Here is a 15,743-nt window from a genome sequence, read left to right on the forward strand (position 1 = left end):
TCATCATGATTCCTGTCAAGGAGCAAGCGCTTGTTTGACCGTTATGAAGCCGGCGAACAGGCCGTTCTGGTACATGTCAACTTCAGTGATGAGGGTGAGCGGGAGGATCTGGAAGAACTCAAGATGCTGGTGAGCTCGGCCGGGGTCAATGCGCTGGGGGTGATCACCACCAGCCGCAGTGCGCCCAGCGCCAAATTTTTTGTCGGCAGCGGCAAGGCTGAAGAGATAGCGTCCCAGGTCCAGATGCTGGATGCCGACGTCGTCATCTTCAACCATGCCCTGACCCCTGCCCAGGAGCGCAACCTGGAGCGTCTGTTCCAGTGCCGGGTAGTGGACAGGACCGGTCTGATCCTCGATATCTTTGCCCAGCGCGCCCGTACCCACGAAGGCAAGTTGCAGGTCGAACTGGCCCAGTTACGCCATCTTTCTACTCGCCTGGTGCGAGGCTGGACCCACCTTGAACGTCAGAAGGGCGGGATCGGTCTGCGCGGCCCGGGTGAAACTCAGCTGGAAACCGACCGTCGTCTGTTGCGTGAGCGCATCAAGGCGATTTTGCGTCGGCTCGACAAGGTGGCCAAGCAGCGGGAGCAGGGGCGTCGTGCCCGCAACCGCAACGAGGTGCCGACCGTTTCCCTGGTGGGTTACACCAACGCCGGAAAGTCCACTTTGTTCAACCAACTTACAGCTGCCAGCGTGTATGCTGCCGACCAATTGTTCGCAACCCTGGATCCGACCCTGCGCAAATTGGTGATCCAGGATGTGGGTGATGTGATTCTGGCGGATACAGTTGGATTTATTCGACACTTGCCCCATGATCTGGTCGCGGCCTTCAAGGCGACGCTGCAGGAGACCCGCGAAGCGGACTTGCTGCTGCACGTGGTGGACTGTGCCGATGAGCAGATGCAGGAAAATATCGAGTCGGTGCAGCAGGTGCTGGCCGAGATCGAAGCCGATGACCGACCCCAGCTGATGATCTGCAACAAGATCGACAAGCTGGGTGAACATCCGGTCGGGCTGGAGCGTGACGAAGAGGGGCGCCCGGTGCGGGTCTGGCTGTCAGCCCAGACCGGGGAAGGATGTGCAGACCTGTTTACGGCCCTGACTGAATTGCTGGCCGGATCCATGGTGCACCACACCCTGCAGTTGCCGCCTTCGGCCGCCAGATTGCGCAGTGCGCTCTATCGCCTCAAGGGCATCGAGCAGGAAGGTTTCAGCGAGGAGGGGGATTTTGTGTTGGAAGTCCGCCTGCAACTGGCTGACTGGAACCGCCTCATGAAACAAGAAGGTGAGAGTTTACAACGCTTTATCAGGCATTGATTCGTCGATGAGATGAATGTTTGCTGGCTTCATCAACGGTTGATGGCCCGATAGAGATGATATCCATCCGCATGTATTAATGGAGACGCTGATGGCTTGGAATGAGCCTGGTAACAACGGCAAAGACCGTGACCCCTGGGGGAACAACGGCAAGAATCAGGGACCCCCTGATTTGGACGAGATGCTGCGCAAGGTGAGCCGCCGTTTTGGTGGTTTGCTCGGTGGCGGCAAGTCTGGTGGTGGCGATGTAGGCAAGTTTGGCCTCTCCATCGCCCTCGTGGTGGCGGTAGTGGTGTGGGTCGTCAGCGGCTTCTATACCATTCGTGAAGCCGAGCGGGGCGTGGTGCTGCGCTTTGGCGAATACTCCCACAACGTGGATCCCGGCCTGCGCTGGAAGCCGACCTTCATCGACCGGGTGATCCCGGTGGACGTGGAATCGGTCCGCTCCCTGCCGGCTTCCGGTTTCATGCTGACCCAGGACGAGAACGTGGTGCGGGTCGAGATGGACGTGCAGTATCGCGTGGTCGACCCGGAGCAGTATCTGTTCAGCGTCACCAACGCCGACGAGAGTCTGAGCCAGGCCACCGACAGCGCCCTGCGTTACGTGGTGGGTCACACCCGGATGGACGACGTGCTGACCACTGGTCGTGAGAAGGTGCGCCAGGAAACCTGGCAGGTGATCGACAGCATCATCGAGCCGTATCACATGGGTCTGCAGATCGTCGACGTCAACTTCCTGCCGGCACGTCCGCCGGAAGAGGTGAAAGACGCCTTCGATGACGCCATCTCCGCCCAGGAAGATGAACAGCGCTTCATTCGTGAAGCGGAAGCCTATGCCCGTGAAGTGGAGCCGAAGGCCCGTGGCCAGGTCAAGCGTCTGGAGCAGGAGGCCGAAGCCTACAAGTCCCAGATCGTGCTGAAGGCCAAGGGTGAAGTCGCTCGCTTCAACGAGTTGCTGCCCCAGTATCAGGCTGCGCCCGAGCTGACCCGCGATCGTATCTACCTGGAGACCATGGAAGAGCTGTATCAGCAGGCCAACAAGGTGGTGGTCGACATGCCGGCTGGCAACAACAGCATGATCTATCTGCCGCTCGACAAGCTTTCCGGCAAGGCAAACGCAGTGCAACCGGCTCGTCCGGCAGGTGCGCCGGTGGTGGAACAGACCCCGCCGTCCAACGAAGGGGCCAACTCCACTCCGACTCCGCTGCGTAGCGGCGACCGTTTCAGCTCAGGGAGAAACTAATAGATGAAAAAGATAGCTATTGGTGTCATCGCTGTGGCCGCCATGGTCTGCTTCTCGTCGGTCTTCATCGTCGATGAAGGCCAGAAGGGCATCGTCGTGCAGTTCGGCAAGGTGAAACGGGTCGACTCCGGTGAGCCGCGCCTGTACGAGCCGGGCCTGCACTTCAAGGTGCCGCTCATCGACCAGGTACGCAAGATGGATGCCCGCATCCAGACCCTGGAAGGTCAGGCGGATCGCTTCGTTACGTCCGAGAAGAAAGACCTTATCATCGACTCCTACGTGAAGTGGAAGATCGAGGACTTCTCCAAGTACTACCTGGCGACCGGTGGTGGCAACAAGATCCAGGCTGAAGACCTGCTCAAGCGCAAGATCAACAACGGTCTGCGTTCCGAGATCGGTAACCGTACCATCAAGGACATCGTCTCCGGTGAGCGCAGTACCGTGATGGAAGATGCCCTGATGAAGATGGCGCGCTCCTCCGAGCTCGGCATCAAGGTGGTGGATGTGCGGATCAAGCAGATCAACCTGCCGGTGGAAGTCTCCAGCTCCATCTATCAGCGGATGCGTGCCGAGCGGACTGCGGTAGCCCGTGAGCATCGCTCCCAGGGCCGCGAGCAGGCCGAGATCCTGCGTGCCGATATTGACCGCAAGGTGACCGTGATGATCGCCGACGCCGAGAGTAACGCCCGTCAGCTGCGTGGTGAAGGGGATGCCGAGGCCGCCAAGATCTATGCCGACAGCTACAAGAAAGACCCCGAGTTTTTCAGCTTCGTGCGCAGTATGGAGGCCTATCGCAAGAGCTTTGCCGGTGGCAATGACCTGATGGTCCTCAAGCCGGACAGCGAGTTCTTCCGCTACCTCAAGTCGCCGCACGGCAGCAAGCAGTAAGCGAGTCGCAATGATACCCAAGGGCCTGATGATTCAGGCCCTTTTGTTTGGCGGTCAGGGGCTTGCCGGTATCCCGGCAGCTTGTGGACATGGTGGTTGAGAGGAGAGGTGATGCTGACATCCATCTTGATGGGGCTGGGCTTGCTGTTGCTGTTCGAGGGGTTGGGACCGCTGCTGATGCCGCGCGCCTGGCAACAGATGCTACGGCTGCTGAGCGAGCAGCCCACCGAGCAGCTGCGCCGCATCGGCGGCTGTCTGGTGGTGGCCGGGGCCGTTATTCTGTGGGCGCTGGCGCGTTAGAGGATGGTGCTGAGTGGGCCAGACTGTGTTTGCCGGACAATAAAAAAGAGGCCCTTTGGCCTCTTTTTTATTGTCCGGCGACTGGCATCAGGCGCTGCGCTGCACCGCCATGTGGGCCAGTGTTGCCAATGCCTGCTTGTGCTGGGAGTCCGGCAGGATGGCGATGGCCGCGATAGCTTTGTCGGCCTCTTCCCGGGCCCGCATGCGGGAGTATTCCAGCGCGCCGGTACGGTCGAGGATGGCCAGGATCCGGTCTAGGTGCTCCATGCCGTTGCGGTGCTCGATGGCGTCGCGCACCAGTTGGCGCTCTTCCGGGCTACCCACTTCCATGGCTCGCAACAGCGGCAGGGTGGGTTTGCCTTCGGCCAGATCGTCGCCGACGTTCTTGCCCATCTCGTCGCTCTGGGAGCAGTAGTCCATCACGTCGTCGATGATCTGGAAGGCGGTGCCCAGATACTTGCCGTAGTCGGTCATGGCCTGCTCGACGGGGGCTGGCTGATGGGTCAGCACGGCGGCGAGGCGGGTGGCCGCCTCGAACAGCTTGGCGGTCTTGCAGTAGATGACCGTCATGTAGCTCTCTTCGGTGGTATCCGGATCGTTGCAGTTCATCAGCTGCAACACTTCCCCTTCGGCGATGGTGTTGGTGGCATCGGAGAGGATCTCCATCACCCGCAGGTTGGAGAGCTCGCTCATCATCTGGAAGGAGCGGCTGTAGAGATAGTCACCGACCAGCACGCTGGCGGCATTGCCGAACAGGGCGTTGGCGGTTTCCCGGCCGCGGCGCAGGTCGGATTCGTCGACCACGTCGTCGTGCAGCAGGGTGGAGGTGTGAATGAATTCGATGATGGCAGCCAGTTTCAGGTGGTCTTCACCTTCGTATCCCAGTGCGCGGGCGGCCATGACGGTCAGCATGGGGCGCATCCGTTTCCCGCCTGCACTGACAATATAGAAACCCAGCTGGTTGATCAGGCTGACATCGGACTGGAGTCTCGTCAGGATCAGTTCATTGACCGCCGTCATGTCGGCGGCACAGAGCGCACGGATAGTCTGTTGGTCCATAAGTCTCGTAACGTGACGGCAGTGATGACTGCGATTTTAGCAATGGCGGGGATTCTACACGATTTCACAATGGGTTACAGTTAAGCGTTTGTTCACGGCGGCAGATATGCGCACAAAATAAACTTTTTGCTAAATTGGCCTTGCCTGAGCAAATCGATTTGCGTAGAATGCCGGCCCATTGTTATAGGTTTTTGCGCGTGTCTGGCCTTGAGCAAAAGACACGCCTTTACGGAGTTAATCAAATGTACGCGGTATTCCAAAGCGGCGGAAAACAACACCGTGTGGCCGAAGGTCAAATCGTTCGTCTGGAAAAGCTGAACGTTGAGACTGGCGCTACCATCGACTTCAACGAAGTTCTGATGGTTGCTGCAGGCGACACTTTTAAAGTAGGTGCTCCTTTCGTTGAAGGTGGCAAGGTTGTAGCTGAAGTTGTGGCTCACGGCCGTGGCGAGAAAGTGACTATCGTCAAGTTCCGTCGTCGTAAGCACCACCGTAAGCAAGCGGGCCACCGTCAGTGGTTCACTGAAGTCAAAATCACTGGCATCAGCGCTTAATTAGAGGAGTACGATAGATGGCACACAAAAAAGCTGGCGGTTCATCCCGCAACGGCCGCGATTCAGAAGCTAAACGCCTGGGCGTGAAGCGTTTCGGCGGCGAAACAGTTCTGGCTGGCAGCATCATCGTTCGTCAGCGTGGCACCAAGTTCCACGCCGGTACCAACGTTGGTCTGGGCAAGGATCACACCCTGTTCGCTACTGCGACTGGTAAAATCCTGTTCGAAGTTAAAGGTCCGCTGAACCGTAAGTACGTTAGCATCGTTGCTGAGTAATTACGGACCGCAAGGATCCGAAGCCCCGCCAACAGGCGGGGCTTTTGTTTTTCTGCAGCAGTTTACGAAAAAACGGCACGCAGCTGACCCTGGCTCTGAAAGGGCATGCTTGGCAAGATGCGTATCGCCCGCAGGGGTCTGTACCACTATAATTGCGTATCGGTTTTTCGAATTAAGGTGACGGTTACCTATGAAGTTTGTTGATGAAGTCCAGATTCGAGTCGATGCCGGTGACGGTGGTAACGGTTGTGTGAGCTTTCGCCGTGAGAAGTACATTCCGAACGGCGGCCCGGATGGCGGTGACGGCGGTGACGGTGGCGACGTATATCTGGTTGCCGATGAAAACCTGAACACCCTGATCGACTACCGTTTCGAGCGTTTTCACGCCGCCGAACGTGGCGAGAATGGCCAGAGCGCCAACTGTACCGGCCGTCGTGGCAAGGACAGGATCCTGCGCGTACCGGTCGGCACCCGCGCCAGCGATGAAGACACCGGCGAACTGCTGGGTGACCTGACCCACCACGAGCAGAAGCTGCTGGTCGCCAAGGGCGGCTTCCACGGTCTGGGCAACACCCGTTTCAAGAGCTCCGTCAACCGGGCACCACGCCAGAAGAGCAACGGTACCCCGGGTGAAGTGCGTACCCTGAAGCTGGAGCTGTTGCTGCTGGCCGATGTCGGCATGCTGGGTCTGCCCAATGCCGGCAAGTCCACCTTCATCCGTGCCGTCTCCGCGGCCCGTCCGAAAGTGGCCGACTACCCCTTTACCACCCTGGTACCGAACCTGGGCGTGGTGCGTGGTGAGAACTCCCGCTCCTTCGTCATCGCCGACATTCCCGGTCTGATCGAAGGTGCCGCCGAAGGCGCTGGCCTCGGTATCCGCTTCCTCAAGCACCTCGAGCGCTGCCGCGTGCTGATCCATCTGGTGGACATCTGCCCGGTCGATGGTTCTGATCCGGCCGAGAATGCGGTGACCATCGTCCGGGAGCTGGAAAAATACAGCCCGGAACTGGCGAGCAAGCCGCGCTGGCTGGTGTTCAACAAGATGGACCTGATCCTGGAAGAAGAGGCGCAGGAAGTGATGGATCGCGTCCAGACCGCCCTCAATCATGAAGGTCCTGTCTACGCCATCACCGCCATCAGCAAGGAAGGGACCAAGAAGGTCTGCTACGACATCCTGGACCTGCTGGATACCATGCCCCGTCAGCTGGCGGAAGATGCCAAAGACGCCATCGAGAAGGTGGAGTTCAAGTGGGACGACTACCACAAGAACCAGCTGGCCAAGGCTGAAGCCGATGCGCTGGCCGCCTCCAAGGCGTTTGATGAATCGCTGGACGACGACGAGTGGGATGACGAAGACGATGATGGCGTGGAAGTCATCTACGTGCGTGACTGACCCACATCCCGTGCGCGGTCGTGATACCGCCACCCGGTGCTGAGAAACCGGAGCCTTCCCAGGCTCCGGTTTTTTTATGGGGATCGACCGGATCACCATATAGATATATTTCTTATGTCACTTATTGCCTGCCAACCGCAACTGATTATACTGCGCACCTGAATGTAACCTTGTCGAAACAATATGCTAACCAATTGTAATGAATTGATATGCGTATCTGCTTGCGTGCATTCTTATGGAAGGTTTGCCTGTGTAGATATTTATGCTTGAAATGATCCATTAAAAGCTTGTTTGTGCATTTTATTGGGGTATTCTTGCGCCCGTTTTGCCGGGCGAGAGCATGGATATGCAGGTTTGCCTGGCTAAGGAAAAGTAACATTAAGGCTGTAGACCATGCTGGAAAAGACTCTGCAAGCACCTGCGCTCAATACCCGCCGCAACGTGCTGATGTTCCTGGTCCCGTCACTCATCGGGATCCTGCTGTTCATGACCCCCGTCATCTATGACGGAAACGTCACCATCCCCGTGGCTGTGCTGGCGAAGCTGGTACAAACGGTGTTTGCCGATTATCTGGTGGCCATGGTCAGCGCCATCATCACCACCACCATGCTGATGACGCTGGTAGCCTGGCTGTTCAAGCCAGCGATCCTGGTCAGACGCCCCTTCCTCAACAGCCTGTTCAACGTCTCTCCCTTCTGGGCCTGCGTACGGGTACTGGGCGGCATCTTCGTGCTGCTGACCTTCTTCGAGGCGGGCCCGGCGGCCCTGCGCTCCGATGCGACCGGCGGCCTAGTGCTGCATGATCTGCTGCCGGTGCTGTTCTCCGTCTTCATCTTCGCCGGCCTGCTGCTGCCCTTGCTGCTCGATTTCGGTCTGCTGGAGTTTGTCGGCACCATGATGACTCGCATCATGCGCCCGGTGTTCCGTCTGCCCGGTCGCTCCGCGGTGGACTGTTTCGCCTCCTGGCTGGGGGATGGCAGTGTCGGCATCCTGCTGACCAGCAAACAGTACGAAGGCAAGTTCTACACCCAGCGGGAAGCGGCCGTCATCGGCACCACCTTCTCTGCCGTCTCCATCACCTTCTGCCTGGTGGTTATCTCCCAGGTTCGGTTGGAGCACATGTTCGTGCCCTTCTACCTGACCGTCTGTCTGGCCGGGGTGGTGGCCGCCATCGTGGTGCCGCGTTTGCCGCCGCTCTGCTGGAAGAAGGATGTCTACAGCGACGGAACTCCCCTGTGTCGCAAGCAGGAGTCGGTGCCGCACCAGCACAGCGTGCTGAGCTACGGCTATGAGCGGGCCCTGACCAAGGCCGAGGGCATGACCGACATGGGGGCAGTGGCACGGGAAGGGGTGAAGAACGCGCTGGACATGATCTTCGGCGTGCTGCCTGTGGTGATGGCCATCGGTACCTGCGCCCTGATGCTGGCCGAGCACACCTCCATCTTCAACTGGCTGGGGGCCCCCTTCGTGCCCTTGCTGGAGCTGCTGCAACTGCCGGAGGCGGAAGCGGCCTCCAAGACCATCATGGTCGGCTTCGCCGACATGTTCATCCCGGCAGTGCTGGCTTCCACCATCGAGAGCGACATCACCCGCTTCGTGATCGCCGCCATGTCGGTGACCCAGCTCATCTACATGTCGGAAGTGGGCGCCCTGCTGCTGGGCAGCAAGATCCCGGTCAAGTTGTGGGAGCTGTTCGTGATCTTCCTGCTGCGTACCCTGATCACCCTGCCGGTCATCGCCGGGGTGGCCCACCTGCTGTTCTGATCCGGCTCGCGCCTTGTCACACGGTCAACTTCGGTTGGCCGTTTTTTATGGCCGGCATTAGACCAAAGTGAGTCTTTTACAGGTCTTGTTTTTACATTAATGTAACAGTCTGCAAAAACACGCCAGCCGAGCAGTAGGCACGTCCAACCTATGTGGCCAGGAGTTACCCCATGACCTCACTGCTCAGCTACCGGGCCGGTCCCTGCGATCAGCCGCTGCTTCATCAGACCATAGGCGCCTACCTGCAACAGGTGGCGGAACGTTTCCCCGACCGGCCCGCCGTGGTGGTGCGCCACCAGCAGATCCGCTGGAACTACCGTGAATACCTGACCCAGATAGACAGGTTGGCGCTGGGCCTGCTGGCGCTCGGGATCCGGCCGGGGGAGCGGGTCGGCATCTGGTCGCCAAACAACATCGAGTGGTGCCTGGTGCAATTTGCCACGGCCCGCATCGGGGCCATCATGGTCTGTATCAATCCCGCCTACCGCAGCTACGAGCTGGCCTTTGCCATCAACAACGTGGGCTGTCGGGCCCTCATCTGTGTCAGTGCGTTCAAGGGCTGCGACTACCTCGCCATGTTGGGGGAGCTGGCCCCCGAGCTGGCGAACTGCCCACCCGGCCGTCTCGTATCATCCCGGCTGCCGAGCCTGGAGATGGTGATCCGGCTCGGGGAGGAACAAAGTGCCGGCATGCTCAACTTCCCCGAGGTGCTGGCACTGGGCGACCGGCAGGACCCGGCCTGGCTGGCCCGGGTGGCGGCCACCCTCAAACCCGATGACGCCATCAACATCCAGTTCACCTCGGGTACCACGGGCAACCCCAAGGGGGCCACCCTCAGTCACAGCAACATCCTCAACAACGGTCGCCAGGTGGCGCAAGGCATGGCGTTCAGCGAACAGGACCGGCTCTGCATCCCGGTGCCGCTCTACCACTGTTTCGGCATGGTGCTCGGCAACCTGGCCAGCATCAGCGTGGGGGCCTGCGCCCTGTTTCCGGCCGAAGCCTTCGATCCGGCGGCCACCTTGCGGATGGTGAGCGAGGAGCGCTGCACCGCCCTGCACGGGGTGCCGACCATGTTTATCGCCGAGCTGGAGCTGGCGGAGTTTGAGCAGTTCGATCTCTCCTCCCTGCGCACCGGCATCATGGCCGGTGCCATCTGCCCAGAACCCTTGATGCGCAAGGTACAGACCCTGATGCACATGACCGAGGTGACCATCGCCTATGGCCAGACCGAGTGCAGCCCCATCAATCACATGACCGCCATCGATGCGCCGCTGGACAAGCGGGTCACCACGGTCGGCCGCGCCATCGGCCACACCGAGATCAAGCTGGTCGACCCCAGCGGAGAGATAGTCGCTATCGGCGAGCGGGGCGAGATCTGCTGTCGCAGCAACGGGGTGATGCAGGGGTACTGGCAGGATCCGGTCAAGACGGCGGAGACCATCGACCAGGAGGGGTGGCTGCACTCGGGGGACATCGGCATCATGGATGAAGAGGGCTATGTGCGGATCGTCGGGCGCAGCAAGGAGCTGATCATCCGCGGTGGCGAGAACATCTATCCGCGCGAGATCGAAGAGCGTCTTTACGATCATCCGGCGGTGCAGGATGCGGCGGTGTTCGGGGTCGACAGCGAGCGCTATGGCGAAGAGGTGTGCGCCTGGGTCAAGCTCAGACCCCGCCAGGAGGCCAGCGAGGAGGAGTTGAAACAGTTTCTGGCAGCCCGCATCGCCTATTTCAAGGTGCCCAGATACATCCGGTTCGTGGAGGAGTACCCCATGACGGTGACCGGCAAGCTGCAAAAATTCAGGATGCGGGAGCTGATGAGTGACGAGCTGGCCCGCCAGCACGCCGAGGCGACGGGCTGAGTGGCGGTGACAATGGAAAAGGGCCTGCGGGCCCTTTTTCGTCAGCGTCCAAGCGGGTGGGGCAGTGCTGGTGTGCGGGGGCACTGTACCAGCAGCATGTGGGTGGTGAAGGTGCTGGTCTGGGGGAAGCCTGGGCTAAATCCCGTCACCGGATCGGCGACCCCCATGCTCATCTGGTGAGTGGTGATGGTGCGCTTGCTTCGATCGATTTGCTGATAGCCGTGGGGGCAGCTCAAGAGCGCCTGTTGCTGGCACTCCTCTGGCGCGCCGCACTCGATCTGGAAGCGTTGCTGGGCGGGATTGGCGGAGGGAAGTTCGCTGACGGTGGCGGGTGCCGGCAGCAGGGTGCAGCCGGACAGCAAGATGCTGCCCAGCAGCCATATTCTGGGTGACATAAGAGGCTCGTCCTTGGTGAGACAAGAGAAGGGCCGGCCAGGATTCGGGTTTCCCGTGCCGGCCGCGAAGCGCGGATCAGCGCGGGGTGATGCCCATGTCGACCGGACACTGGATGGTCAGGGAGTGGACCGTGTTGGCGACGCGATAGGGCTTGGCCGCCTTGTAGACCTTCTTATCTTCGTCGTAGCTGCCCCCCAGATACTGGGTGCTGTAGAGCGTTTGCTGGCGGCGATCGGTCTCCTTGTAGCCCTGCGGGCAGGTCTGATTGGCCTGCTGGAAGCAGGCGGTCATGCTGCTGCACTCGATGTAGAAGCCGCGCTGGCTGGCATCGGCCAGGTGCACCGGGGTGACGGTGGGGGCGGGGGGAGACAGCAGGGAGCAGCCGGAGAGCGTCAGCGCGCCCAGCACAATGAGATGTTTTGACATAGATAACCTGAACAGTGTGGTGTGACAAAGAGTGAGGGGGAGTCTATTGCTCCCCCTTCGCTATAGGGGCACCGTTATAACCAGCCGGGGGCGCTCAGGCCAGCCCGCAAATGTAAGAAAATATGACCCGCCCTAGGTTGGCGCGGCCAGCAGGGCGGTTTCATCCACCGGATCCAGCTGCTCGGGGGCGAGGAAGCGCTCGGCGTAGTCGCGCCAGATGCCGCTGCTGACAAACAGGGCAAACAGGGCGGGATCGATGTGCTGCTCGCGCACCATGCTCTGCATGATGGCCAGCGACTGGGAGACCGTTTTGCCCGATTTGTAGGGGCGATCGCTGGCGGTCAGCGCCTCGAAGATGTCGGCGATGGCCATGATGCGGGCGGGGATGCTCATCTGGCTGCCCAGCAGCTGGCGCGGATAGCCCTTGCCATCCATCCGCTCGTGGTGGCCGCCGGCAATCTCGGGCACGCTGCGCAGATGGCGGGGGAAGGGGAGGCGTTCCAGCATGCGGATGGTCTGGATGATGTGCTCGTTGATCTTGTAGCGCTCCTCCTCGGTAAGGGTGCCGCGACCGATGGCGAGGTTGTAGCGCTCGCCGCGGTTGTAGAGGTGAGTGGGCACTCGCACCTTGAAGCCCCAGGGGTTGCGCTCGTCCAGCTGATCGTGGGCGGGGCGGGGGATGAGGTGGGCGGCCTTGTCCGCCAGCAGGGGTTCGACGCAGGGCAGCGGCGCGGCCGGCTCGTTCTGGCGCAGCTTGAGCTCCTCCCGACTGATGCCGAGTCGATCGTCCAGGGTGCGCAGCCAGGTGCGGCTGGCGATGGCATCCAGCCTGGCCAGCTTCTCCGGCGCCATCCACTCACCGCCCAGGTTGCACTCGGCAACGAAGGCGAACTCCTGATCCAGGGTGCTCCAGAGCGGAGCCACCTCGCTCCTGGCCGCTTCCCGCTCCGATGCCGGCAGGCGGGCCGCCAGCGCCTCGATGTAGCCGTCGCGCTTGAGCACCTCGAAGCGGGTGCGGATCTCGTGGATCCGGTCGTAGAGGGTCTCCAGCTTGGTGGCCTTGTCCACCACGAACTCGGGGGTAGTCACCTTGCCACAGTCGTGCAGCCAGCTGGCGATATGGATGGCCTCCCACTCCTCCTCGTTGAGTCGAAACTCGGCGAACGGCCCCTGCTGCTGGGCGCAGGCAGCTTCGGTCAGCATCCGGGTCAGCTCAGGCACCCGCTGGCAGTGGCCGCCGGTGTAGGGGCTCTTGGCGTCGATGGCGCCGGCCATCAGCTCGATGAAGGATTCCAGCAGCTGTTTCTGCTCCTCCAGCAGGCGCTGGTTCTCGATGGCGGAGGCCGAGGTGCCCGCCAGCGCCTCGATCAGGCTGATGCGCGAGGCCAGCTCGCGGGCCGGGCAGTCAGGCAGGATCAGCAGCAGGCAGCCGCTCAGCTCCTGGCGATGGTTGCACAGTGGCTCGGCCACCAGCTGGCAGGGGCCGGGGAAGGGGCCCCAGTCGGCCAGATACTGCTGCCAGCCACTCTGGTCGATGGCGAGGCTGAGCCGCTCGCCCCGGGCCAGCTCGCCAAACAGGGCCTGCTGCCAGCGGATCTGTCCGGCCGGCAGCGGCGCTTGGCGCCACAGCGCCTGTACCGCCACCATGCCCCGCTCCTGGGCCAGGTAGAGGCAGCCTCCTTCGGCCTGCACCGCGGCGATGGTCTCGTGCAGGATGCGGCTGAGCAGAGAGTCGAAGCGGTGTTCGGCCGCCAGCGCCCGCCCCATGTTCATGAAGTTGCCGAGGGTCAGCCGCATGCCGGACATGGTGCGGGCCAGATCGTCGATCTCGCGGATGGCCGACTCGGGGACCCGGCTCTCGCCGAAATCGAAGTGCTGGATCCGCTCCGCCTCCTTGGTGAGCGCCAGCAGCGGGGTGGCGGTGCGCCGCGAGACCAGCCAGATCACCGGCAGCAGCAGCAGCAGGCCCGCCAGTGCCCAACCCAGGTTGACCAGGGCTTCGTCCCGGGCCTGCTGATAGAGCAGGTCGGCCGAGACCAGCAGGGCGATGTGGAAAGGGGAGTCGGTCCCGAGGGGAGCGAGGTTGACCAGCCAGTCGCTGCCATCGGCGGCGGTCAGGTTGAGCTCCGCCGGCTCGCTCAACAGGGTGGGCTGGCTGATGATCCGCTGCTGCAGATCCGGCAGGGCCGGGTGGGGCAGGGTCGCCAGCATGGGCAGCTGGCTCAGCTGCTCGAAGCTGGGCAGGTGTCTGGGGTCGGCGGCCAGCAGGGTGGCGTACTCATCGAACAGGATCACCTGGCTCTGGGCGGGCAGCTGCAGCTTGCCGATCAGGGCCGACAGCCCCTCGACGCTGGTGTCGAGCCCGATCACGGCGCGCCGGTCGTCGCTCTCCACCGCCAGCGTCATGCCCGGCTCCTTGGTGGTGAAGAACAGATAGGGGCTGGTGGTGGCGATCCCCGCGCGCCAGCGGGCCTGCTTGTACCAGTCGCGGCTGCGGGGATCGTAGCGGTAGTTCGGCATGGCACGACGCTCGAGCAGGGCCAGCCGTTGATCAAAATAGAGAAATTCCCCCTTGCCCTGGCTGAGGCTCTGCACCAGCAGGGTACTGGCGGCCGGTACGCCCCCCAGCTGGGCTCTGGCCCGCTCGGTCAGTTTGCGCACCAGAAAGAAGTCGCCATCTTCGTAGCCGGCGTAGACGGCCCCATAGCTGGGGCTGTTGGCCAGCACCTCCGCCAGTTGCGGCAGGTAGGCCAGGCGTTCGGTCAAGGTGGTCATGGCGGCCAGCTGGCCGCTGCGTAACAGGCTGAGCGACATGCGGGCCGGTCGCTCGTTCAGTTGCAGGGCAAGGGCCAGCTGCTGGCGATACTGCAGGAAGTTCTGTCGCTCGTGCTCCAGTCCCTGGCGCGCCCCTTGCTGGAACTGCAAGGCGATGAGGGCACTGCCGAGCAGGGTGAACAGCAGGATGAAAAGGGTGGCGATATGCACGTAGAAGGGTTTACGACCTGGCCTGGCAGTTGTCATGGACACATCCTTGTCACACGGGCGATTGCAGAGACGATCAGCTTGCAGTGTGCCAACAGGATGACAGAAAACACAATAACCCATTCATGGATATCGGGATGTGGCTGACGGAGACGGCGCCTGCCGGGGCTCTCGGCGCCCGCTCTGGCCAATTTTGCCGGCTGATCAGGTGATTCATTCAGGTATCCCGTGCTACATTGCCCCACTTGTTACTGGTCTGTGAATCAATGGAGTGACCCATGTCTGCCATCCCCTATTCCGTACTCGATCTGGTGCCCGTGGCCGAAGGCTCCCAGCCGGCCGAGTCGTTTCGCCGCTCGCTGGACCTGGCCCGTCATGCCGAACGCCTGGGCTATTGCCGCTACTGGCTGGCCGAGCACCACAACATGCCGGGCATCGCCAGCGCCGCCACCTCGGTGCTGATCGGTCATCTGGCCGGCGGCACCAATACCCTGCGGATCGGGGCCGGCGGCATCATGCTGCCGAACCACTCGCCGCTGGTCATCGCCGAACAGTTCGGCACCCTGGCTTCGCTCTATCCGGATCGCATCGATCTGGGGCTTGGCCGTGCGCCGGGCACCGATCAGCGCACCATGCGGGCGCTCAGACGCCAGCGTAGCGGTGAGGTGGATGACTTCCCGGCCGATGTGCGCGAGTTGATGGATTACTTTGGCGACGAGGTGGGGGCGGTGCAGGCGGTACCGGGACAGGGGCTGCATCTGCCCATCTGGCTGCTGGGCTCCAGCCTCTACAGCGCCCAGCTGGCGGCGGCCATGGGGCTACCGTTCGGCTTTGCTTCCCACTTCGCCCCCGCCATGCTGCTGCAGGCGCTGGAGATCTACCGCGCCCAGTATCGCCCCTCCGCCCGCTGGCCCAAGCCCCATGCGGTGGTCTGCATCAACATGATCGCCGCCGACAGCGAGCGGGAGGCACGCTTCCAGTTCACCACCCTGCAGCAGCAGTTCCTGCGCCTGCATCGCGGTAACGCAGGCAAGCTGCCGGCCCCCGTCATCGAACTGGGAGAGGAGTGGTCGGAGCGCGAGCTGCTGGCCATGGAGCAGACCCTGGCTCGCTCGCTGGTGGGCAACCCGGATCAGATACGTCACGGCCTCAAGGCGCTGCTGGCGGAAACCCGGGCCGACGAGCTGATGTTCAACGGTCCCATCGTCGATCATCAGGCTCGTCTGCGCTCTTTCGAGATTGCCGCCGAGTTGATGCAGGCGCTATAAGCTCGCCTGCCCG

The 15,743-nt window shown here is 61.8% G+C and carries 14 protein-coding genes; 10 read left to right on the plus strand and 4 right to left on the minus strand.

Annotated features, from left to right (window positions below):
- Window positions 1–30 precede the first annotated feature (30 nt).
- The 4 genes from hflX to R2E40_RS04665 all read left to right on the plus strand — a co-directional run bounded on the left by hflX (window position 31) and on the right by R2E40_RS04665 (window position 3,748).
- A complete protein-coding gene (gene hflX / locus R2E40_RS04650; RefSeq protein ID WP_011704865.1) occupies window positions 31–1,317 on the plus strand; it encodes a ribosome rescue GTPase HflX in 1,287 nt (428 codons plus the stop codon).
- Window positions 1,318–1,408: 91 nt separating this feature from the next.
- Window positions 1,409–2,560: an FtsH protease activity modulator HflK gene (gene hflK, locus R2E40_RS04655; protein ID WP_005304223.1), complete on the plus strand. Its 1,152-nt coding sequence runs from the start codon at window positions 1,409–1,411 to the stop codon at window positions 2,558–2,560.
- 3 nt (window positions 2,561–2,563) lie between these two features.
- Window positions 2,564–3,448 (plus strand): protease modulator HflC, encoded by an 885-nt coding sequence (gene hflC, locus R2E40_RS04660; RefSeq protein ID WP_011704867.1) that lies wholly within the window; start codon window positions 2,564–2,566, stop codon window positions 3,446–3,448.
- A 111-nt stretch (window positions 3,449–3,559) separates the two neighbouring features.
- Window positions 3,560–3,748 (plus strand): DUF2065 domain-containing protein, encoded by a 189-nt coding sequence (locus R2E40_RS04665; protein WP_011704868.1) that lies wholly within the window; start codon window positions 3,560–3,562, stop codon window positions 3,746–3,748.
- A gap of 87 nt (window positions 3,749–3,835) precedes the next feature.
- Here the strand turns inward: R2E40_RS04665 and ispB are convergent, their stop codons facing one another.
- Entirely contained in the window at window positions 3,836–4,807 is a 972-nt protein-coding gene (ispB, locus tag R2E40_RS04670; protein WP_318164873.1) for an octaprenyl diphosphate synthase, read from the minus strand.
- A 242-nt stretch (window positions 4,808–5,049) separates the two neighbouring features.
- On the opposite strand from ispB, the gene rplU reads away from it, so the two are divergent.
- From rplU to R2E40_RS04695, 5 genes are all read left to right on the plus strand, one after another.
- Window positions 5,050–5,361, plus strand: coding sequence for a 50S ribosomal protein L21 (gene rplU, locus R2E40_RS04675; protein WP_005304210.1), 312 nt, complete (start codon window positions 5,050–5,052; stop codon window positions 5,359–5,361).
- A gap of 17 nt (window positions 5,362–5,378) precedes the next feature.
- Window positions 5,379–5,636: a 50S ribosomal protein L27 gene (gene rpmA / locus R2E40_RS04680; protein WP_005339028.1), complete on the plus strand. Its 258-nt coding sequence runs from the start codon at window positions 5,379–5,381 to the stop codon at window positions 5,634–5,636.
- A gap of 190 nt (window positions 5,637–5,826) precedes the next feature.
- Window positions 5,827–7,029, plus strand: coding sequence for an Obg family GTPase CgtA (gene cgtA, locus R2E40_RS04685; protein ID WP_318164874.1), 1,203 nt, complete (start codon window positions 5,827–5,829; stop codon window positions 7,027–7,029).
- Window positions 7,030–7,422: 393 nt separating this feature from the next.
- Window positions 7,423–8,793, plus strand: coding sequence for a YjiH family protein (locus tag R2E40_RS04690; protein WP_016349611.1), 1,371 nt, complete (start codon window positions 7,423–7,425; stop codon window positions 8,791–8,793).
- A 170-nt stretch (window positions 8,794–8,963) separates the two neighbouring features.
- The gene (locus tag R2E40_RS04695) at window positions 8,964–10,658 is read left to right on the plus strand and encodes an AMP-binding protein (RefSeq protein WP_318164875.1); all 1,695 of its coding nucleotides are present in this window, start codon (window positions 8,964–8,966) and stop codon (window positions 10,656–10,658) included.
- Between the two features lie 41 nt (window positions 10,659–10,699).
- Here the strand turns inward: R2E40_RS04695 and R2E40_RS04700 are convergent, their stop codons facing one another.
- The 3 genes from R2E40_RS04700 to R2E40_RS04710 all read right to left on the minus strand — a co-directional run bounded on the left by R2E40_RS04700 (window position 10,700) and on the right by R2E40_RS04710 (window position 14,585).
- A complete protein-coding gene (locus R2E40_RS04700; RefSeq protein ID WP_318164876.1) occupies window positions 10,700–11,053 on the minus strand; it encodes a hypothetical protein in 354 nt (117 codons plus the stop codon).
- Window positions 11,054–11,129: 76 nt separating this feature from the next.
- Complete coding sequence (locus R2E40_RS04705; RefSeq protein ID WP_024944334.1) at window positions 11,130–11,480, minus strand: hypothetical protein; 351 nt, start codon at window positions 11,478–11,480, stop codon at window positions 11,130–11,132.
- Window positions 11,481–11,612: 132 nt separating this feature from the next.
- Entirely contained in the window at window positions 11,613–14,585 is a 2,973-nt protein-coding gene (locus R2E40_RS04710) for an HD domain-containing phosphohydrolase (RefSeq protein WP_318164877.1), read from the minus strand.
- Window positions 14,586–14,740: 155 nt separating this feature from the next.
- Between R2E40_RS04710 and R2E40_RS04715 the strand changes: the two genes are divergently transcribed.
- On the plus strand, window positions 14,741–15,730 hold the full coding sequence (locus tag R2E40_RS04715; protein WP_016349616.1) for a luciferase-like monooxygenase: 990 nt from the start codon (window positions 14,741–14,743) through the stop codon (window positions 15,728–15,730).
- Window positions 15,731–15,743 lie beyond the last annotated feature (13 nt).

Source organism: Aeromonas sp. CD (assembly GCF_033349375.1).
Taxonomy (GTDB): Bacteria; Pseudomonadota; Gammaproteobacteria; order Enterobacterales; family Aeromonadaceae; genus Aeromonas; species Aeromonas hydrophila.